Raw genomic sequence first — 24,031 nt, 5'->3', positions numbered from 1 at the left:
GTAGCATGGAACGAAACCCAACAACGATGTTTATTTCACATTAACAAAATTAAAGGAGAGAATTATGTTTAACTGGATAAGAGTATTAATTTTTAGTAGTATAAAACTCACCGTCAGCATTTTCAATTCTGGTATTGTTCAAAGCTGGCATTGGGGAATTTTGAGCTATCGTGCAGATAAGTTTTACAAATTAGGTCAATACGATCAAGCTGTACTTTTTACTAAACAAGCACTAAAACTATCACAGTCTTTTGGCAAAAACCATATCTTGGTAGCATCTAGCCTCAACAAACTGGCAGAATTGTATTATTCTCAAGGGAGATACTCGGAAGCGGAACCTTTGTACATACAAGCCATAAAAATCGTCAAAATTGTCTTACCTACCAACCATCCATTTCTTGCCTCCAGTCTCAACAACCTGGCAGGATTATATCGTTCTCAAGGGAGATACTCGGAAGCGGAACCATTGTACCAACAAGCCATAGAAATCCACAAAATCGCCCTGCCTGCCAATCATCCATATCTTGCCATCCACCTCAACAACCTGGCTTTATTATATGAGTCTCAAGGGAGATACTCGGAATCCGAACCATTGTACCAACAAGCCATAGAAATTGACAAAATAGCTCTGCCTGCTAATCATCCATATCTTGCCATCCACCTCAACAACCTGGCTTTATTATATGAGTCTCAAGGGAGATACTCGGAAGCGGAACCTTTGTACCAACAAGCCATAGAAATTGACAAAATAGCTCTGCCTGCCAATCATCCATATCTTGCCATCCACCTCAACAACTTGGCAAATTTATATTATTCTCAAGGGAGATACTCGAAAGCGGAACCATTGTACCGACAAGCCATAGAAATCCACAAAATCGCCCTGCCTGCCAATCATCCATCCCTTGCCACTAATCTCAACAACCTGGCTTTATTATATTATTCTCAAGGGAGATACTCGAAAGCGGAACGTTTGCTTCTACAAGCTATAAAAATCGTCAAAAACGCTCTGCCTCCTAATCATCCATCCCTTGCCACTAATCTCAACAACCTGGCAGAATTATATCGTTCTCAAGGGAGATACTCGGAAGCAGAGCCTTTGTACCAAAAAGTTATAGAAATCGACAAAATCTCCCTGAATCATCCATCATTTGCCAACCACCTCAACAACCTGGCAAATTTATATTATTCTCAAGGGAGATACTCGGAAGCAGAACCTTTGTTTCTACAAGCTATAAAAATCGTCAAAAACGCCCTGCCTGCCAATCATCCATATCTTGCCACCAGTCTCAACAACCTGGCAAATTTATATCGTTCTCAAGGGAGATACTCGGAAGCAGAACCTTTGTTTCTACAAGCTATAAAAATTGGCGAAATTGGTTTGCCTCCTAACCATTCAGAACTTGCCATGTACCTTAACAACCTGGCAAGTTTATATAATTCTCAAGAAAGATACTCGGAAGCAGAACCTTTGTTTCTACAAGCTATAAAAATCAACAAAATTGCTCTGACTCGTAATCATCCATCCCTTGCCACTAATCTCAACAACCTGGCAGGATTATATCATTCTCAAGGAAGATACTCGAAAGCAGAACCTTTGTTTCTACAAGCTATAGAAATTAACAAAATCGCCCTACCTGCGAATCATCCATTCCTTGCCTCCAGTCTCAACAACCTAGCAGGATTACTAGCTAAAATAAATCGCCCCAAAGAGGCATTCAAACTGATGCTCAAAGCAAGCAAAATCCAAAATAAAACTATCCAGATTATCTTTGCTTCTAGTTCCGAAAGCGATCGCCTTGCCCATATCCAGCAAGAAGTCAGACCTAATCTTGAGTATTTCCTCTCCTTAGTCTACCAATATTTCCCCCACTCCCAAGCAGCAAAACAAGCCGCATTAAATCTCGTCCTCAAACGGAAAGCTCTAACTGCAACTGCTCTTGCTGCTCAAAACCAAGCTGCATTCAGCGATCGTTATCCCCAACTCCAAGAGATTTTCCCACAGTGGCGACAAAAGTGCGACCAACTTTTAGCATTTACATATCAAGTACCCCCACCAGAAAAACGGGAAGCTCACAAACAACAGTTAGCTCAACTGCAAATAGAATGTAATGAGTTAGAAAGACAGTTAGCGCGAGAAGTGCCAGAAATTGCTATGCAGGAACAAATGGGCGACAGACGGGCAGTAGCTTCAGAGTTACCAGAGGGGGCTAAGTTGTTAGAGTTCGTGCGGTTTCAAGTCCGTGATTTTCAGAATGATAGTTGGCAGGAGGCGCGGTATCTAGCTTTTGTTTTAGCTCAGGGAAAACCTTCTGAGGTAGACACGATCGATCTAGGGGAGGCAGAAAATATTGATCGCCTAATCTCTACTTACCGAGACTCAGTAATAGAGTTACCATTACCACAAAAGATGATGTGGAATCGCAACTCTACCCAAACACCTGCAAAACATTATGTCTATGACTCCCAACCAGGTAAGCAACTACGAGAGGCAGTTTTTGATAAGTTGCAGGATAAATTGGCAGGTTGCAGTCATTTAGTAATAGCTCCCGATGGGGATTTAAACTTGGTGCCATTTCAGATATTGCCAGAGGATGATGAGACAACAACTTTGCAGGATGAGTACAACATTAGTTATGTCAGCGTCGGGCGAGAATTATTGCGCCGTCGCATCAAAACAAACGGTAAAGCAAACGAATCATTAATTATCGCCGATCCTAATTTTGATTGGTCTGAGAATGATGCAGGTATTGCACAACCAGAGTCAAATATGGCTGTTTCTGGTCTGAATGTTAGCCAAATGTTCGGAACTCTTGCCAGTGTAAAATTTGAACGAGTGAAAACAACTGCTGATTTTGCCCTAACTATTGGCCAACAGTTAGGAGTCAAACCTTTCTTACAAAATGAGGCAACAGGCGATCGCCTACTCAATTGTAAATCTCCCAAACTGCTCATCGTTGCTACCCACGGTTATTACTCCCAGAGATACGAAGAATATCTGCGTTTGTTGAGAGAGTTGCTGTTCCGTTCCCAGGAAAAACAAGCAGAGATATTAGCAAAAAATTATGGTTTCGTTGATGAAGAGTTTCTGGAATATATTGAAGCGTTACAAAACTTGGAAGATTGTGATAATGAAACCAGAGAAAAGTTGGGAGCAATATATTCTCTGGTGAAACAACAGATAAGCACCACTTCAGCAAAACCCCCAGTTAATAACATCGAATTTGAAACCTTCCAACCAAACCGCCACCAAGCAAAAGTCGAAAACCCGATGATGCGTTCGGCGATCGCTTTTACTGGAGCCAACACCTGGTTTTCTGGAGGTAAACTACCCCAAAACTTCAAGACAATGGTATTTGCTCAAGATATTGCAGGTATTGACCTCTGGGAAACAGAACTCACGATTTTAATTGCCTGTCAAAGCGGGTTAGGAGACGTGCAAACGGGAGAAGGAGTTTTCGGCTTGCGTCGTGCATTTGCGGTCGCTGGCAGTAAAACATTAATAATGAGTTTGTGGAGCGTACCAACATTAGCAACTATGTTATTAATGGAGCAATTTTTAGATTATTTAAAAGCAGGTATTAGTCGTGCGGAAGCATTGAAAAAAGCACAGCAATATATCATTAATGTCACGGTTGGAGAGTTACAAAAAAGTAAATTAGGTTGCGATATTTTAGACGAATTAAAGTTAGGAAATAATCTGAAAATTGACAGTCAACCACTAGCTCATCCGTATTTTTGGGGAGCGTGGGTGTGTCAGGGAGAGTAAATTCAGTTATCAGTTATCAGTTATCAGTTATCAGTTTTTAGTGGGGACGTTGTATGCAACATCTAAGCCCCCTAAATCCCCCAAAATTGGGGGACTTTTTAGATGCAAATTGACTCTTGTTACCTTTTTAGTAGGGACGTTGTATGGAACATCCAAGCCCCCTAAATCCCCCAAAATTGGGGGACTTTTTAGATGCAAATTGACTCTTGTTCCCCCCAAAATTGGGGGGCTAGGGGGGCAAATTTCAGCCCTCAAAATTGGGGGACTTTGAGAAGCAAATTGACTCTTGTTCCCTCCAAAATTGGGGGGCTAGGGGGGCAAATTCAGTCCCCAAAATTGGGGGACTTTGAGAAGTAAATTGACTCTTGTTCCCCCCAAAATTGGGGGGCTAGGGGGGCAAATTTCAGATATCCTCTAAATATAATGGGATTTTGTACATGAATCAAATAGGATTGTTATATTAATAACAGGAATTACGCAAATTCTTAGATAACACGCTATTTGTAGAGGGCAAATGCCATTCGCCCCTACTAGATATCACGGTTTTGCGTAAGTTATGAATAAAAACAGACTTTCTTCTATAGAAGGTCTCTACTTGAAAAATAGCGCTAAAAATGATGAAGAAAAATCCTACTATCAAAGGCATTTACGAAGTCTGTATAGGTATAACTGAAACCTTATCAATGATTCAATATTGGCAACAATTTGGCTACCGCATCGGGCAAACAGGAGAATTAACTGCTCCTACAGTGAAAAATTTATATGGAGTAAATTCTAATTTGCGCTCAATTCGACTAGAACACCAAAATATAGATCATGGTATAATTCGCCTCATGGCTTGGGAAAACCCCACTAATGAAGGTTTAGAAATGACATCAATGAAAGTTCTGGGCAACCGTTGGGGTACAACCTTAACTGCAGATGTTTTGAATATTCTTAACCATGCTGAGGATGGTAAGTTAGCAGGTTTGCCAATTAAATATACTTTTCCTCAGTGGGAAATGATTTTCAAAATGGAGAAAGGTCGCCCATTTATCGATCCGGTAGTGGGAGTGCGGGAAATGATGTTACTGCAACCATTAACACGTCAGGTATTGTTTCAACGTTTCAATTATACAGTGCCCGAATATGGCAAAATTAATCATAACTGTACTTTCAAAACCAGTCAATTTACCCATGCAGGTATGGTGGTGCAAGATGATAGCAAAGAAACATTGAGGTTTTATGAGGATGTATTAGGTTTGTTGCGATCGCGTGATGACTCAGAAACTACTTATGAAAGTTCAGAAGCAGGTAGGCAAATTTTTGATTTACAACCAGGGGAAAAGTTTAGAGTTACAACTTTTGACGATCCACGTTCCTCAATAAATTGGCAGGAGGCACGCTCTGGCAGAATGTATATTATTAGATTTCCTGAAGCAATGAAGTTGAAAAGTTGTTTTGAGCGATCGCAACCTGGTTGTTTAGGAATGTCTTTGTATACTTATCGGGTAGAGAATATAAAGTTTTATTTTGACCGAGTTAAAAATTCAGCAGCAACGGAAGTTACAGATATTGTTAATAACGAGTTTGGCGAACAAAGTTTTTCTTTTGTCGCCCCTGATGGTTATTTCTGGAATTTAATTGGTAAGTAATAAGGAAGGCAGAAGGCAGGAGGCAGAAGGCAGGAGGCAGAGGGGAAAGAATAAAATTAGAAGGCAGAAGGTTTTCGATAACTAATTATCCGGGTTTGATATGAGTCCCCATCCACTTCTTCTCTATTCCCTCTTATATCATGTTCGGATGATTAGTTATAAAAACTTCTTCACTGCAAACTTTCCTCTCTTCCTTCCGCATTATTAAGGAGGTATACCAATTTGAGAAAAGATATACTGGAGTAAGTAATGATTATATTTATGAGTTTTACCATTAGCTCTCAGTCCAGAATATGAAACTAATCACATTACATCTTTTTCCTCTAATGAGCTTCGTGTCTCTATTAGGAACAGTTGCTCTTCCTGTTTATAGTCAACCTATTACTCCGGCAAATGACGGTACAGGAACGACTGTAAATCAAAACGGCAACCAATTTAATATTCAAGGCGGTACTCATAACGGCACTAACCTCTTTCACAGTTTTGGCAAATTTAACCTCAATTCTGGTCAAACCGCCAACTTCATCTCCACTCCAGATACCCGTAATATTCTAGGCAGAATTACAGGTGGAAATCCTTCTATCATTAATGGCTTAATTCAAGTCATAGGCGGTAATTCTAACCTTTTCTTAATGAACCCCACCGGAATCATATTTGGCCCTAATGCGAGTCTCAATATTCCTGCTTCCTTCAGCGTTACTACTGCCACAGGTATAGGTTTCAACAGTAATAACTTCTGGTTTCAGGCAATAGGAACAAATGACTACTCGAACTTAGTAGGCAACCCCAGTGGCTACAATTTTAATGTCTCAAACCCAGGCGCAATAATTAACCAAGGAAATTTAAGTTTAAATCCTGGACAAGATTTAACTCTAACAGGTGGTACGGTTATCAACACAGGTGAACTATCTACCGCAGGTGGTAATGTCACCATCGCTGCAGTTAATGGTGGAGATACATTGAGAATATCTCAGCCAGGCCATCTGTTGAGTTTAGATGTATCACCTACTGCTAATAATTTATCAGGGCAGTCAATTACACCGATGTCATTACCAGAATTATTAACAGGTGGTGACATAGATCATGCCTCATCTGTGGTTATAAATGCTCAGGGTAATTTGGAATTGACTGATACAGCGGGAGTAGCTATTGCCTCTGGAAATATTGATGTATCAGATACCTCTAATGGAAGTGCAGGGGGACAGGTAAATGTGTTGGGCGATCGCGTAGCAGTTATCGATGCTAATATTAATGCCAATGGTCAAAATGGAGGGGGCAAAATATTAATTGGAGGCGACTTTCAAGGTAATGGAATTGTTCCCAATTCTCAGCAAACTTTTGTTAACAATAATTCAATTATTTCTGCCGATGCTATTAACAATGGAGAGGGCGGTCAAGTCATAATTTGGTCAGATAATACGACTAATTTTGCCGGGAATATTAGTGCTAAAGGCGGAAACTTTTATGGTGATGGAGGTTTTGTTGAAATTTCAGGAAAAGAACAATTAATATTTGATGGAAATGTTAATGTTAGCGCAGCATTTGGAGAAACAGGAACAATATTATTTGACCCTAAAAATATAATAATAGGAGGGTCAGAAAGTAGCAATGAGCCACCGGAACAAAATGAAGCTGATAACGTCACCGAAACCGAAGATGATAATGTCACATTTTCTGCGGCAGAAATAGAAGAAATAGAAGGTGAAATTGTTCTTCAAGCTGATAATGATATAACTGTTAATGAAGCAATAGAAAGTTCAAATGCAATAGAATTAAAAGCCGGACGAAATATTAATATAAATGCAGATATAGATACATCTCAAAGCAATAGCAATATTTCTCTATTTGGTAACGACAATAGTGCAAATATTAATAATCGCGACCAAGGAGCAGGTTCGATTAATCAAAGAGAAAATACAACATTAAATTCCGGTAGTGGCAATATTACAATTAAACTAGAAAATTTAGGCGAAAATGGCGATATAAATCTGGCTAATTTAACTACTACTGGTCAACTATTAATCAATGCTAACCAGGGCAATATTAGACAAGTTTCTCCTAATTCTTTAATTACTGCCGATAAAGCAATATTTGAAACACAAGATTCTGGTGGCATAGGTTTAGCTGAAACACCTTTGCGAATAGATGTAAATAACTTAGAAGTATTAACAGGCGAAAAAGGAGTATTTATTAACTCAATCAGCGATTTAACTATTGGTGGAGTTAGCGAAGAAGTAACAGAAATTTCTACTGAAGAAATAGAAGGTGAAATTATTCTTCAAGCTGATAATGATATAACTGTTAATGAAGCAATAGAAAGTTCAAATGCAATAGAATTAAAAGCTGGACGAAATATTAATATAAATGCAGATATAGATACATCTCAAAGCAATAGCAATATTTCTCTAGTTGGTAACGACAATAGTGCAAATACTAATAATCGCGAACCAGGAGCAGGTTCGATTAATCAAAGAGAAAATACAACATTAAATTCCGGTAGTGGCAATATTACAATTAGACTAGGAAATTTAGGCGAAAATGGTGATATAAATCTAGCTAATTTAACTACTACTGGTCAACTATTAATCAATGCTAACCAGGGCAATATTAGACAAGTTTCTCCTAATTCTTTAATTACTGCCGATAAAGCAATATTTGAAACACAAGATTCTGGTGGCATAGGTTTAGCTGAAACACCTTTGCGAATAGATGTAAATAACTTAGAAGTATTAACAGGGGAACAAGGAATATTTATTAACTCAATAAGTAATTTAACCATTGGTGGAGTTAGCGAAGAAACAGGAATTTCTACTAGAAAAGGCGGTGAAATCAAACTTGATATAGATGGGAATTTTATTGCAAATGAAGAAATATCTACATCAGTTCCCGATCGGCAACCAGGAACAATTACTATTTCTAGTACTGGGAATATTGATACCACTCAAACCACACTTCAGTCAAATTCTGAATCAACTACAGGTGGCGATATTTCCCTCACTGCTGATGGCAATATTCAAACAGGAGATATTAATGCTTCTACCATGGGTAATGATGGAGGTGGAAATATTACCATAAATAGTGGTGGTGAAGTTGATACAACTGAGGGCCGTATATTTTCTGCCTCTTTTGATGGCGATGGTGGGAATGTAACAATTACCAGTCAGGGCGACCTCACAACTGGTTATATTGACTCTCGCTCAGGTGGTAGCGGTAATGGTGGAGATATTACACTAGAAAGTACAGGTGGTAATATTGATACCAGTAATGAAGAATTAGCATCTTTTTCCGTTAGGGGAAATGGAGGAGATGTGACTATTACCAGTAATGGCGACATCAAAACAGGAGATATATTTTCTTCAGCAGGGGAACCATTAGATGCAGAGGGAGACTTAGCAGATTCATCACCATTTCAGACAGATAACACTGACTCAAATCAAACTCAGAGTGCAAACGGTAGTGGAGGAGATATTGCCCTAACAGCAGAAGGTATTATTGATACTAGCACAGGAACTATCGAATCATTTTCTCGTTTAGGGGATGGAGGTAACGTCAGTATAACTAGCAAAGGAGATATTACTACAGGGGAAATTATTTCTACTGCAGGCGATCCTGAAGCAGGGGTTGCCAATAACAATAATAATAATAACACCCCACCAAATGGACCGATGGAAATAAATTCCGGTAGTAGTGGTAATATCACTATTGAAAGTACAGAAGGTGTAATAACTGCCACAGGAGAAATAGGTACTTTTGGCGATGCCGGAGATGCTGGAGATGTCACTATCAATGCTTTTGGAGATATTAAGACTGAGAGTATTGAATCAAGGACAGGTGGTGGTGAAGGAGGAGATATAACTATTCAAAGTAGAAATGGTAGTGTTAATACCATTAATACTATGGGAACTGAGACAGAAGAAGATGCAGGAATATTTTCTGCTTCTGAACGAGGAAATGCAGGAAACATTACGATCAATAGTAAAGGAGATGTGAGTACAGATGATGTTAACTCCAGTTCACTGAACGGTCGAGGTGGAGATATTACCATTGAAAGTACAGGTGGAATTGATACAAGCAGTGGTGAAATATCTTCTTTGTCACAAACAGGAGATGCTGGAAATGTGACGCTTGACAGTAATGGGGATTTAATTACAGGTAATATTGACTCCAATTCCAAAAATGGTAATGGTGGGAGTATTACTCTTTTAAGTACCAATGGAAATATAGATACAACTGGTGTTATTTCCGGGCCCGTAGAAAATGAGGAAGTCACAGGAATACTTTCTGCTTCTGAACAAGGAGATGCAGGAAATATTACCATCACCAGTAATGGGAACTTGACCACAGGTAATGTTAACTCCAGTTCACTGAATGGTAATGGTGGAAATATTACCCTCGAAAGTACAGGTGGAAATATTAATACAACCAGTGGTGAATTAGCTTCTTTGTCACAAGGAGGAAATGCAGGAAGTGTTAATATCAAAGCTGTTGGAGATATTAATACAGGTAATATTGATTCCCAGACACAAGCAGGTCAGGGTGGAGATATTACCCTCGAAAGTACAGGGGGTAGCCTTGATACCACTGGGGGTGAAATATCTTCTGGTTCTATTGATGAAAATTCAGGAAATGTTACCATCACAAGTAATGGAAATTTGACCACAGGTAATATTGACTCTCGTTCAACTAATGGTCAAGCAGGTAATATTACCTTAGAAAGTATAGATGCAGACGTTGATACCAGTGCTGGCGAAATTAGGTCTTCTTCCCGTAATGGTAACGCGGGAAATGTGAGTCTTACCAGTCAGGGGGATATCAAAACCGGAGAGATTTCTTCTTTTGCAGGTATAGGACTAGATGAACAGGAAGACTCAGAAAATTCATCTCAAAACGAGAGTGGCAGCAGTAATGGAGGAGATATTACCCTAAAAGCAGGGGGAAGTATTGATACTACTGCAGGAACTAATGATGAATCTAAGTTAGAGTCATTTTCTAGAGAAGGTTCAGGGGGTGATATTAGTCTGGAAGCTAAAGGTGACATTACGACAGCAGAAATTATTTCTAGCGCTGGCGACCCCGACGCAAGTAACCCCGAAGATAATACTAAGATCACACCCCTAACAGAAACAGAAATCAATGACCGGAGCAGTGGTGATATCAGCATTGTAAGTACAGAAGGTGCAGTAACTACCACAGGACAAATAAGTAGCTTTGCCACTTCTGGTAATGGTGGTAGTGTAACTATTAAAAGTAATGGCGATTTGAAAACAAGTGATATTAACTCCCGTTCAGATGTTAATGGTCGGGGTGGTAGTATTACCCTCGAAAGTACAAATGGAAATATTGATACCACGGGTAGTGCAATAGCTTCTTTGTCACCAGCAGAAAATGATGAAGATGTTGATCCAAGTAACGACGATACAAGCAGTGAATTATCTTCTTTTTCAGAATTAGGAAATGCTGGAGATGTAACTATTACCAGTAATGGCGATATTAATACAGGTGATATTGACTCTCGTTCAGATGGTCGTGGTCAAGGTGGCAAAATTACTCTCGAAAGTACAAATGGAAATATTGATACAACCGGTGGTGAATTAGTTTCTAAGTCCGAAACTGGAAGTGCAGGAAGTGTAACTATCAAAAGTCAGGACGATATTAATACAGGTAATATTAACTCCCGTTCCAACGGCAGTGGTCAAGGTGGGAATATTACTCTTTTAAGTACCAATGGAAATATAGATACAACTGGTGTTATTTCCGGGCCCGTAGAAAATGAGGAAGTTACAGAAATACTTTCTGCTTCTGAAGAAGGAAATGCAGGAAATATTACCATCACCAGTAATGGGAACTTGACCACAGGTAATATTGACTCTCGCTCAAGAGATGGTAATGGTGGAAATATTACCCTCGAAAGTATAGGTGGAAATATTAATACAACCAGTGGTGAATTAGCTTCTTTGTCCAAAACTGGAAGTGCAGGAAATGTAACTATCAAAAGTCAGGGCGATATTAATACAGGTAATATTGACTCTCGTTCAGATGGTAGTGGTCAAGGTGGGAATATTACCCTCGAAAGTACAAATGGAAATATTGATACCACGGGTGGTGAAATAGTGTCTAAGTCACAAGCAGGAAATGCTGGAAGTGTAAATATCAAAGCTGTTGGAGATATTAATACAGGTAATATTGATTCCCAGACACAAGGAGGTCAGGGTGGAGATATTACCCTCGAAAGTACAGGTGGTAATATCGATACCGTAGGCATTGACGAAGAACCAGCAGGAATATTTGCTGCTTCTCGTGAGGGAGATGCAGGAAACACTACTATCATTAGTAATGGAGATTTGACCACAGGTAACATTGATTCTCGTTCCCGTGATGGTCAAAGTGGCAATATTACTTTAGAAAGTACAGGTGGTAATATCGATACAACGGTTGGTGAACTTGCCTCTTCTTCCCGTAATGGTAGCGCGGGAAATGTGAGTCTTACCAGTCATGGGGATATCAAAACTGGAGAAATTTCTTCTTTTGCAGGTAGAGGAATAGATGACCAGGAAGACTCAGAAAATTTATCTCAAAACGAGAGTGGCAGCAGTAATGGTGGAGATATTACCCTGAAAGCAGGGGGAAGTATTGATACTAGCGCGGGAACTAATGATGAATCTAGCTTAGAGTCATTTTCTAGAGAAGGTTCCGGTGGTAATATTACTCTGGAAGCTAAAGGTGACATTACAACAGCACGAATTCTTTCTAGTGCTGGCGACCCTCAAGCAGGCAACCCCGAAGATAATACTAATATCACACCCTTAACACAAGCAGAAATAAATGGGCGGAGCAGTGGTGACATCAGCATTGAAAGTACAGAAGGTGCAGTAACTACCACAGCAGAAATAAATAGTTTTGCCACTTCTGGTAATGGTGGTAGTGTAACTATTAAAAGTCGTGGCGATTTGACCACAAGTGATATTAACTCCCGTTCAGATATTAATGGTCGGGGTGGTAATATTACCCTCGAAAGTACAAATGGAAATATTGATACCACGGGTCGTGAAATAGCTTCTTTGCCACAAGTCGGAAATGATGAAGATGTTGAGACAAGTAACGACAATATGGGCAATGAATTATCTTCTTTTTCAGAATTAGGAGATGCTGGAGATGTGACTATTAAAAGTCATGGCGATCTGACTACAGGTGGTATTGACTCTCGTTCAGACGGTAATGGTAATGGTGGTAATATTACCCTCGAAAGTATCACCGGAAATGTTGATACCAGTGAGGGTAGATTATTTTCATTTTCAGAATCAGGAAGTGCTGGAAATGTTACTATTACCAGTAATGGCAATTTGACTACAGGTGATATTGACTCTCGTTCTAAAGGTAGTGGTCAAGGTGGCAATATTACTCTCGAAAGTATCACCGGAAATGTTAACACAACTAACGGTGAGGAAGGGTTATCCTCTTTTTCAGAATCAGGAAATGCAGGAGATGTGACTATTACCAGTAATGGCAATTTGACCACAGGTAACATTAACTCTACTTCAAAAGGTAGTGGTCAAGGTGGCAATATTACTCTCGAAAGTATCACCGGAAATGTTAACACAACTAACGGTGAGGACGGGTTATCTTCTTTTTCAGAATCAGGAAATGCAGGAGATGTGACTATTACCAGTAATGGCAATTTGACCACAGGTGACATTAACTCTACTTCAAGAGGTAGTGGTCAAGGTGGCAATATTACTCTCGAAAGTACAAGCGGAAATATTGAGACAACAAATGGTGAATTATCTTCTTTTTCAGAATCAGGAGATGCAGGAGATGTCACTATTACCAGTAATGGCAATTTGACCACAGGTGACATTAACTCTACTTCAAGAGGTAGTGGTCAAGGTGGCAATATTACCCTTAAGAGTACAAGCGGAAATGTTGAGACAACAAATGGTGAATTATCTTCTTTTTCACGTTCAGGAGATGCAGGAGATGTTACTATTACCAGTAATGGCGATCTGATAATAGGTGATATATTTTCCTCAAGTGGCGAGCCGCGAGATTTAAACAACCAGGACAACTCGTCAGGAGATGTATCTGTATCACAGGCAAACCCACAACAAACAGATAATTCTAACTCTGAAGAAAATACCGGAGGTCGTGGAGGTAGCATTACTCTAATAGCTGAAGGTGAGATAAATACTACAGCAGGAGTCATAGCGTCATTTTCTCGTCGAGGAGAAGGAGGCGATATTAGTCTCGAGGCTAAAGGTAATATTACTACAAATGAAATTCTTTCCTCCGCAGGAGACCCAGAAGATATTCCACCACGAAGAGAAAATACAGAAAACGCCACCATTACTCAGTCTCAGCTTGAGTCAGAAAAAGGTAGTCCTGGGGGCGATATTAGCGTCCAGAGTCTGGAGGGTAACGTAACAACTCAAGGAAAACTCATTTCTTATAGTAATCAAGGAGATGGAGGTAATGTTAGTGTGATCGGTAACGGCGATATTAATACTGCTGGTATTGACTCCCGCGCCGATCGCCGGGGTCGTGGTGGTAATATTTTAATCCAAAGTCAAACAGGTAGTATTGACACTGCTAATGGTGATATAGCTTCTTCTTCGAGAACAGGTGACGGCGGCAATATAGAGATTATCGGTGTAGATAATATTCAAGTAGATACCATTTTTTCCGAGTCAGAAGGTAATGGTAATGGTGGAGATGTGACTATTACAGGTAATAGCAATATTACAACAGCAGCTATTGAATCATTTGCCGGAGGTAGTGGTACAGGTGGAAATATATCTATTACTACTACAGATGGGGCAATAGATACCAGTGCTGGGGAGTTAGTTTCTAGTTCTCAAGAAGGGGAAGGTGGAAATGTTATTCTCAATGCCACAGGAGATATTAGTACCGGTTTTATCGAAAGCTTTAGCGGTGCAGGAGCAAGAGGTGGTAATATTACTTTGGAAACAATTAATGGAAATATTGATACTACTGTTGGTTCTTTAGTTGAAGAGGTAAATATTCCCACTGATGCGGATGTATCTTCAGAAGATGTGGCGACTACTTTCGAGCAGGAACTCGCAAACCTGAGTTCTTATGCTCCAGAGGGTACTGGAGGCAATATTGCGATTATTCAGCGGGGTCAAGGAGACATTACTACTAGCAATATTAGTTCTTTTGGTGGGGAAAGTAGTGGATCTGTTAATATTAGCAACAATGACGGCAATATTAACACGGGTGTGATTTTTTCCACTGCCATTAACGGTACAGGCGATCGAATATTTATCGAAACTCTGAATAACGGCGACTTAAATATTAATCATATTGCTACTTATTCTAGTGCTGAGGATGGTACTGGGGGTGAGATAAAATTGAATGCTAGTGGTGTTGTCAATATTAATAATGTAGCATCTTTTGGCAATGCAGGTAGTGGAGATGTAAGTATCGAAAGTAATAGCGGTAGTATTAATACAGGGACTATTCAGACCCGCGCTCCTAATGGCACCAGTGGTAATATTACTCTGAATACTTTTAGCACTCAAGGGGATATTAGAACTGCAAATGTTACCACTGAAGGTGGAGAAGCGGCTGGACAAGTTCAAATTATTGCTCCTGATGGTTCGGTCACTACTGAAGATTTGCAATCTAGCTCTGAGTCTGGAAGTGCTGGTGGTATTGATGTTCAGGCAGGGGAGGATATTGAAACTGGAGACCAAACTGTTGATAGTGCTGTTGGTGATGCCAATATTAATAATCAAGCAGGAGGGGATATTACTACTGGAGACCAAACAGCTACGACTCAGGAGGGTGATGCCAGTATTAATAATCAAGCAGCAGGTAATATTACGACTGGAGACCAAACAGCGGTAACAAACCAAGGTAATGCTAGTATTAATAATCAAGCAGCAGGTAATATTACGACTGGAGACCAAACAGCGGTAACAAACCAAGGTAATGCTAGTATTAATAATCAAGCAGCAGGTAATATTACGACTGGAGACCAAACAGCGGTAACAAACCAAGGTAATGCTAGTATTAATAATCAAGCAGCAGGTAATATTACGACTGGAGACCAAACAGCGGTAACAAACCAAGGTAATGCTAGTATTAATAATCAAGCAGGAGGCAATATTACTACTGGAGACCAAACAGCGGTAACAAACCAAGGTAATGCCAGTATTAATAATCAAGCAGCAGGTAATATTACTACTGGAGACCAAACAGCGGTAACAAACCAAGGTAATGCCAGTATTAATAATCAAGCAGGAGGTAATATTACGACTGGAGACCAGACAGCAATAACAAACCAAGGTAATGCCAGTATTAATAATCAAGCAGCAGGTAATATTACGACTGGAGACCAGACAGCAATAACAAACCAAGGTAATGCTAGTATTAATAATCAAGCAGCAGGTAATATTACTACTGGAGACCAAACAGCAATAGGTAATACAACAAATATTATTAACCTACCAGGAGGAGAACTTAATACTGGTGAAATCATTCAAATTACCCCACCTCCATCAATACCAATAGACAATACCTTGCCACAAATATTACCTCAGACACCAATCACCCCAACTACTCCAACAGTAACAAATTTAGTACCACCACCAATCACCCCAACTAATCCAACAGTAACAAACTTAGTACCACCACCAATCACCCCAACTAATCCAACAGTAACAAACTTAGTACCACCACCAATTACTCCAACTACTCCAACAAATAACATTTTGCCACCTAACAACTCAATCTCAAATCCGACAGTCACTAATATTATCCAGTCAGTACAAAGTAACAGTACGATCAGCACAACCAATAATCCTAATTTGCCAGACAAAAAGGGCGATCGCCAACAAATTGACATCAGCACCGACATCAAAAATACTTTAAAAAATATCAATATTCTCAACAACACTCCCCTAACTGTTGCTGCTAACTTTCAAACCTTGACTGCCTTAGAGAAAAATCGGAACAATTCATTCACTAACTACTTTGGAGAAGACTTATCAACTTCAAATATATCCATCGAAAACGGGGAAGTGCTGAAAGACAGCTTTGGAGAAGATCTATCAACTCAAAATACATCCATCAAAAATATCCGAGAAGTGCTGACAGATATTGCTCGTGAAACAGGTAAAAATTCAGCAATTATCTATGTCACAGCTTACCCAGAAGAACTGCAACTGGTATTATATACATCAGACAGCGACCCCATCCTCAAAACTGTTCCGGCAGCTAATCGTAAACAACTCATGGAAGTTGTGCTACAATTACGAATCCAAATCACAAATCCCTCACGTCGCAAGACTCAAAGTTATTTGCCACCAGCAAAAAAATTGTACAATTGGCTCATTGCACCCATAGCAGCAGAATTAGAAGCTGCTAATATCGATACTTTACTATTCAGTATGGATGAAGGTTTACGGACTTTACCTGTGGCAGTATTACACGATGGCGAACAATTCCTGGTTGAAAAATATAGCCTGAGTTTAATTCCCAGTATCAGTTTAATGGATACCAATTACCGCCCAATTCAAGATACCCAAGTATTAGCAATGGGAGCTAGTGAATTCACTGCTCAAAGTGCATTACCAGCAGTACCAGTCGAGTTAGAAACTATTTCCCAACAGTTATGGCAAGGTAGTCAATTTCTCAATCAAGACTTCACTCGTAATAACCTGCTAACTCAACGACAAAATTATCCTTATCCTATCGTTCATCTAGCAACTCATGCAGAATTCCGACCTGGTGTTGTCAGCAATTCCTATATTCAACTGTGGGGTAATCAAAAATTACAGTTAGACGAAATACGGGAGTTAGGTTGGAACGATCCACCAGTAGAATTATTAGTATTGTCAGCTTGTCGTACCGCTGTTGGTGACAAAAATGCTGAGTTAGGTTTTGCGGGGTTAGCAGTAGCAGCAGGAGCAAAGTCGGCTTTAGCTAGTGTGTGGTATGTGAGTGATGAAGGTACTTTAGGGTTAATGACAGAATTTTACAGTCACTTAAATAATGCTAAGATTAAAGCAGAAGCGTTACGACAAGCACAGTTAGCAATGTTACGAGGAGAGGTAGTTATTACAGAAGGTAAGTTAAGGGGAACAGCAGCTCGTGGTGCAGTGGCATTGCCATTAGAGTTAGGGAAGTTTGAAAATCAAAATTTATCTCATCCTTATTATTGGGCAGGGTTTACTATGGTGGGTAGTCCTTGGTAAGTGGGGGTTTTTGAGGACACGGAGAGTGGGAGACGCGGGGACGCGGAGACGCGGAGAGGGGGTTTTTGAGACACGGAGAGGGGGTTTTTGAGACACGGAGAGGGGGTTTTTGAGACACGGAGAGGGGGAGACGCGGGGACGCGGAGAGGGGGTTTTTGAGGACGTGGAGACGCGGAATAGCCAAGTCATTGCGACTGGAACGGAGTGGAAGGAAGCAATCTCCGCGCACCCCTGAGATTGCTTCCTATCGTCGCAATGACCAATGTTCAATCTTATTCTATATAAGGTATGTTCTACTTTGCGATCGCAACTCGAAACATTTTAAAAAATCAGGAATTACGCCAAGGCACTATTTATAGAGTCTAAGTACTATTGGACAATAGTTTTGAGTGCTATATATAGCGTATCTGCCTAAGTCCTAAAAATAAAAAACCCAGATAGATTAAACTACCTGGGGCACTTCAGTTATCAGTTATCAGTTATCAGTTATCAGTACCTCCTAATCCGCATTAACTCCAGCGGGGGAGTGAATATGTTCGTACGCCAGAAGGTCGATCAAAAATGTTTCCAACTAATCCGCATTAACTCCAGCGGGGGAGAACCTGATCCTCAGGCTTTTGATATGTACATGAAGGTTTCCAACTAATCCGCATTAACTCCAGCGGGGGAGATCAGACGCCAATTTACCGAATGATAGCTCAGGAAGTTTCCAACTAATCCGCATTAACTCCAGCGGGGGAGCCGGTATATCCGGACTTGACACCAGTCATTGGGAGGTTTCCAACTAATCCGCATTAACTCCAGCGGGGGAGATAAGGTTTATTTAGAGATTGAAGGGGAGTTCAGTGAAGTTTCCAACTAATCCGCATTAACTCCAGCGGGGGAGCTCACGCTGACAGTAGTTGGCACACTAGCTATACAAGTTTCCAACTAATCCGCATTAACTCCAGCGGGGGAGAACTTAACAATGGTTGATTCTGAGCTAGTTGCAAGAGGTTTCCAACTAATCCGCATTAACTCCAGCGGGGGAGTTTTTATTGGTGGCACTGGTGATGTTGCAAATCCTGCTGTTGTTTCCAACTAATCCGCATTAACTCCAGCGGGGGAGGGTTCCGTTTTGGAACCACGACATAACAAGGCTTTCAGACCCCCCAATATACGCACCCCTTTGATTAAAAAGTCAAACAGGCAAATTTTGCCAAAATGACAAGGCTCAAACCCTTGCCTAGTATGGCATCAACGCAGTTCAACGAGAGAATAAGCATTTTGCTAACGCAAAGCTCTGCTAACAGCGATTCTTCGAGGTGCGTATGTGGGGTACCATGCAAAGATGAAAAACCACCTTTTAACCACTCTTAAAAAACTAAAAATGACTAAAAAGCTACTGCTATTCATTTGTCGAGGTTCTTTACACCTATAGCCTTACTTTTTATCTTAACTCCAAGCATACAAATTGTCAACCCATTTTTATGAAGTCAGAAGTCAGAAGTTAGAAGTCAGAAGTTAGGAGTTAGACTTTTTTCAAATCCGTTAGTTATACCAATTCACTTTTATAGATGTCACAAATAGTTTTAGATATTAAGTAGGTAGGCGCGAATAAACGTCACTATGTAATGAAATGTTAAAGTACTTGAAACCCTTGAGATTGCTTCCTTCCGCTCCGCTCCAGTAGCAATGACGTACTTGTAAATTTTTTCACCTACTTACTTAGGTTTGAAATAATTTCCTGAAATTACTCCCATTCAAAACAATGGGTAAGACCCCAATTTCTGAAGTCAGAAGTCAGAAGTCAGAAGTTAGAAGTCAGAAGTTAGAAGTCAGAAGTTAGGAGTTATAGCAATGTGCGCTGGCATATTTACAAATTACAAAAACTGTCCAATACCTAAAAGTCTTATATTATCGGTTTTTTATTCCTCCTGTTGCCTGTTGCCTGTTGCCTGTTGCCTGCGCACAGCGCTATAGACTTTTTTCAGATATTAGATGGGTGAGACCCCTCATTTAACCGTAATAAAATAGTATTTGATAATCCCAATCAAATCAGATTTATTTAACTCCTGTGTGATATGAAAAGTTTAACAGTTAAACGCTATCTCCCATGCCTATTAATACCTCTACTAACAATAGTAGTTACAACCAAGACAAAAGCTGAATCTATTACCCCAGCTAACGACGGCACAAATACAACAGTTAACCAAAATGGCAATCAATTTGATATTCAAGGAGGTACTCGTAGTAGAGACGGGACAAACCTCTTCCATAGTTTTGACCAATTCAACCTCAATTCAGGCCAAACTGCCAATTTCCTCACTACTCCAGATACTCGTAATATTCTTGGTAGAGTTACAGGTGGAAATGCCTCAATTATTAATGGTTTGATACAAGTAGTTGGCGGTAATTCCAACCTCCTCTTAATGAACCCTGTAGGTGTGATATTTGGTAAAAATGCCAGTCTGAATATTCCTGCTTCATTCAGTGTCACCACAGCTACTGATATTGGCTTTAATAACAACAACTCCTGGTTTACAGCAATAGGAAACAATGACTACTCAAATCTAGTAGGAAACTCCAGTGGATATAAATTTAACGCCTCAAACCCAGGGGTTATCATTAATGAAGGAAACCTAAATTTAAAACCCGAAAATAATCTTACTTTACTTGGTGGCACAGTTATTAATACAGGACAGCTCTCCACTCCAGGTGGTAATATTAATATCGCAGCAGTAGAAGGTAATAGTACTCTAAAAATTTCTCAACCAGGGCATTTATTAAGTTTGGAAGTATCTTCAACAGTTGGGAATAGGGAGAATATTCCTAGTTTTTTACCTGTAGTATTATTACCAGAGTTATTAACAGGAGGAGAAATAAATCATGCCACATCTGTTAGCATTAACTCTCAAGGTGATGTAGTATTAGGCAGTTTTAATACTATGATAGATGACGTACCAGGAACGGTTATTGCCTCTGGAAGTATTGATGTATCCACAACTCCCCCTCTTTCAAAGGGCAGTCAGGGGGGATCTAATATTGGGGGACAGGTAAATGTATTTGGCGATCGCGTAGCAGTTATTGATGCCAATATTAATGCTAATGGTGTAAATGGAGGTGGTACAGTATCAATTGCTGGTGATTTTCAAGGTAATGAAATTGTTCCTAATTCTGTGGAAATTTTGATTAATGAAAAGACGATTATTTCTGCTGATACTGTTGAGAATGGAGACGGTGGAAAAGTCATGATTTTGTCAGATGGAAAAAATTATTTTGCCGGAAATATTAGTGCTACTGGAGGAGAATTTTCTGGTAATGGTGGAGAGGTAAATATCTCTGGAAAAGAGGCAATAATGGTTGACGGTAATATTGATGTTAATGCCACAACCGGAGAAACGGGAACAGTATTACTTAGTCCTGAAACTACTCCAAGAGAAAAAAAAGAACCAAATTTAGAATCTGATGATTTTTTAACTCTACTAGAAAGTTATGAAGCTCAAATTGAAGACGGTATAAATTTTGCTGATTATATTAGTATGAATGAACTATTAATGGACAGCCATGGAGAGATGATGACGATGACATCGAATATCTATAGTCTCAATATGACAGCCCATAATACTCTCGCCAACTTCCAACAATTAGCAATTATAGAAAATAGTCGCAGCGATACATTTGCCAACTATTTTGGAAAAAACCTCTCACTGCAAAAAACATCTACAACGAATATTAGAGAAGTGTTGGCAGAAATTGACCGTCAAACAGAAAATAATTCAGCAATTATCTATGTCACAGCTTACTCAGAAGAATTGCAATTGGTATTATATACACCAGGCAATACCGTACGACAAAAACTGTAGAAAATCGATCTGAGCTTTTATCTTGATATTGGATTAACCAATATAGGCGCTCTCGGCACAGCTCACTATTCCCTCGGCAGTAAAAGCCCCTGGGAATTTCTTTCTGATTATCTGAAGAGAGCCATTAATATCGGCATTAATTACTTTACCTGTTCCACTTCTGAATAAACCACGTTTGACTCGTTTTCCTACATAGAATTCAATAGCATATTGGTTTTTCTAGATCGATAGCAGATGTTTTACTGGTGTAACAATCTTGCTGTTTCAATTACCTTGATTCCTGCCAGTTGACATTTATAAGTTATCTGTTCAATTAGCTTAGAGTGTGGTATTTGGGTAAAGTTTTGATTGTTTTTTTTACCGATATTTGCACCTTGTTTCCAGTTATCATTTTTGCCAATGACTACAGTACCAATATTATTTGTGGTTAAATACTCAACCACTAATTTACTGGTGTTATGCAGATAATTCTCCACAAAACGATTTCGGTTATAGGTTAACACTTCAATCTTACGGCTAGTTTTTTTCTGGCCTGATAAGGCACTTTGGTACTTGGCTTTTCGCTTGTTATATAATTGATTGACACTTTTTAGTGGCTTCCCATTAATCAGCAGTGGTTTGACACCAGGCTTATTTGTAGCTAGAGCAACTAATCTGTCAATCCCTAAGTCTATTCCGGCTACATATCTTGAGTTGATTTGTGGCTGTGTGTACTTTTCATACACTACTTCAATTATATAGCAGCTAGTAGCAGGTACTATCCTGACTTCGATTACAGTATCCACAACTATAGGTATTTTGATCTCACTCATGGATAAGTGACAAATACCATCTTTTAGAGGTGCTTTATAGACTGATTCCTTGGAATATATGACTACCCGATCGACCTTTGGTTTTGTCCTTGTACTTTGGTATTTTTGGTTTACCTAAAAACTTACAGGGATGTGCGTGACCATTCTTTGATTGCCTGAAAATAACCACGCCAAGTTGCCACCAAGCATTTTATTATTTGTTTTGATACTTTAGTTGGTAATGCTCTATAGGCATCACTATTTTTGGTGGCGTGATATAGCTTGGTTAAATCTAGACTTTTTGAACACTTGAAAAAATGCTGACGACAATAATAGTTAGCCAGGTTGTACAAGTTTTTTGATTTAAAGGCTAAATCATCACACACCCGCCAAAAGTTATGTGTTCGGTTAATAATATGTCTGTCAACCAGTCGCATTCACCCACTATAATTCATCTTAAGTTATTACCTCTTTAATATTAACACACTTTTCTACAAATAGCAACTACTTTCTACAATTTTCATTCAACTGTTAATCACCCCTATTGTCAAAACTATTCCTGATGTCAAGCGCGAGGAATTGATCGAACTTGTGCTACAGTTGCGCTTATATATTACTACTCCGGAGGAACGCTATACTCAAAACTATCTGTTGCCAGCACGAAAATTATACGATCGCCTAATTGCACCCCTATCAACTGAAATAGAAGCAGCTAATGTCAATACTTTACTATTCAGCATGGATGAAGGTTTACGGACATTACCTGTAGCTGCGTTATACGACGGGAAACAATTTCTGGTGGAAAAATATAGTCTGAGTTTGATTCCTAGTATCAGCTTAATGGATAGTAACTATCGCACCCTGGAAGATACTCAAGTATTAGCAATGGGAGCTAGTGAGTTTATTGGAAAAATTCCTTTACCAGCAGTACCTATAGAATTAGAAACTATTTCTCAAAAATTGTGGAAAGGCAAAAAATTTCTCAATCAAGAATTCACTTACAATAATCTATTAGCTCAACGACAAAATTATCCTTATCCCATAATTCACCTGGCAACTCATGCAGAGTTCAGAGCAGGAAAAGCTAATAAATCATATATTCAATTATGGGGAGACGAACAATTACGGTTAGACCAAATGCGACAATTAGGCTGGAATCAACCTCCAGTAGAATTGTTGGTATTGTCAGCTTGTCGTACTGCCTTTGGAGATCAAAATGCTGAATTAGGTTTTGCCGGGTTAGCTATAGCAGCAGGAGTTAAGTCAGCTTTAGCTAGTGTGTGGTATGTGAGTGATGAAGGGACATTAGGGTTAATGACAGAATTTTACGCTCACTTGAATAATTCCAAGATTAAATCAGAAGCTTTACGGCAGGCACAGTTAGCAATGTTGCGAGGGGAAGTAGTAATTGTGGAAGGTGAGTTAAAGGGTACTGGTTCTTATGGCTCTGTAGTGTTACCGTCGGCACTCAGAAAGTTTGAGAATAAGAATTTATCTCATCCCTATTATTGGGCAGGGTTTACTATGGTGGGTAGTCCTTGGTAAGTCCTCGGTGCTGGGGGAGTGGCTCACACGGATTATGGCACGGATATACGGATATGGAATAGAACAGATTATTTATAGAAAATCATAGATTTATGTAGGGCTTGCTGATTATAGCGCTTTTCACATGGATAGACTACAGTTAGTATGGGCAACCCAAAAGCATTTTTCTACTCCCTACTCCCTACTCCCTACTCCCTACTCTAAGCGCCAAAAATAATTTTGTGGTCTACTCAAA

Annotated in this window: 6 protein-coding genes, 1 pseudogene and 1 CRISPR repeat array; of the genes and pseudogenes, 5 read left to right on the top strand and 2 right to left on the bottom strand. The window is 39.6% G+C overall.

Features of this window, described 5'->3' with window-relative positions:
• Positions 1–64 precede the first annotated feature (64 nt).
• The 4 genes from F6K54_RS12990 (at position 65) to F6K54_RS12975 (ending at position 21,460) form a co-directional block, all read left to right on the top strand.
• Positions 65–3,766: a tetratricopeptide repeat protein gene (locus F6K54_RS12990; protein WP_293078098.1), complete on the top strand. Its 3,702-nt coding sequence runs from the start codon at positions 65–67 to the stop codon at positions 3,764–3,766.
• 614 nt (positions 3,767–4,380) lie between these two features.
• Positions 4,381–5,400, top strand: a complete 1,020-nt coding sequence (locus F6K54_RS12985) for a VOC family protein (RefSeq protein ID WP_293078096.1) — start codon at positions 4,381–4,383, stop codon at positions 5,398–5,400.
• 293 nt (positions 5,401–5,693) lie between these two features.
• A complete protein-coding gene (locus tag F6K54_RS12980; RefSeq protein WP_293078095.1) occupies positions 5,694–17,615 on the top strand; it encodes a CHAT domain-containing protein in 11,922 nt (3,973 codons plus the stop codon).
• A gap of 491 nt (positions 17,616–18,106) precedes the next feature.
• Positions 18,107–18,723: a CRISPR direct-repeat array (repeat unit 36 nt; unit sequence GTTTCCAACTAATCCGCATTAACTCCAGCGGGGGAG).
• A gap of 955 nt (positions 18,724–19,678) precedes the next feature.
• Positions 19,679–21,460 (top strand): filamentous hemagglutinin N-terminal domain-containing protein, encoded by a 1,782-nt coding sequence (locus F6K54_RS12975; protein WP_293078093.1) that lies wholly within the window; start codon positions 19,679–19,681, stop codon positions 21,458–21,460.
• Between the two features lie 239 nt (positions 21,461–21,699).
• Here the strand turns inward: F6K54_RS12975 and F6K54_RS12970 are convergent, their stop codons facing one another.
• A complete protein-coding gene (locus F6K54_RS12970; protein WP_293078092.1) occupies positions 21,700–22,272 on the bottom strand; it encodes a transposase in 573 nt (190 codons plus the stop codon).
• A gap of 122 nt (positions 22,273–22,394) precedes the next feature.
• On the bottom strand, positions 22,395–22,688 hold the full coding sequence (locus F6K54_RS12965) for a hypothetical protein (protein ID WP_293078090.1): 294 nt from the start codon (positions 22,686–22,688) through the stop codon (positions 22,395–22,397).
• 208 nt (positions 22,689–22,896) lie between these two features.
• Here F6K54_RS12965 and F6K54_RS12960 point away from each other — a divergent pair.
• A pseudogene (locus F6K54_RS12960) lies at positions 22,897–23,796 on the top strand (CHAT domain-containing protein); the annotation flags it as partial.
• Positions 23,797–24,031: the final 235 nt, after the last annotated feature.

It is taken from the genome of Okeania sp. SIO3B5, assembly GCF_010692555.1.
GTDB lineage: Bacteria > Cyanobacteriota > Cyanobacteriia > Cyanobacteriales > Microcoleaceae > Okeania.
This window is presented reverse-complemented; position numbering and strand designations above follow the sequence as displayed.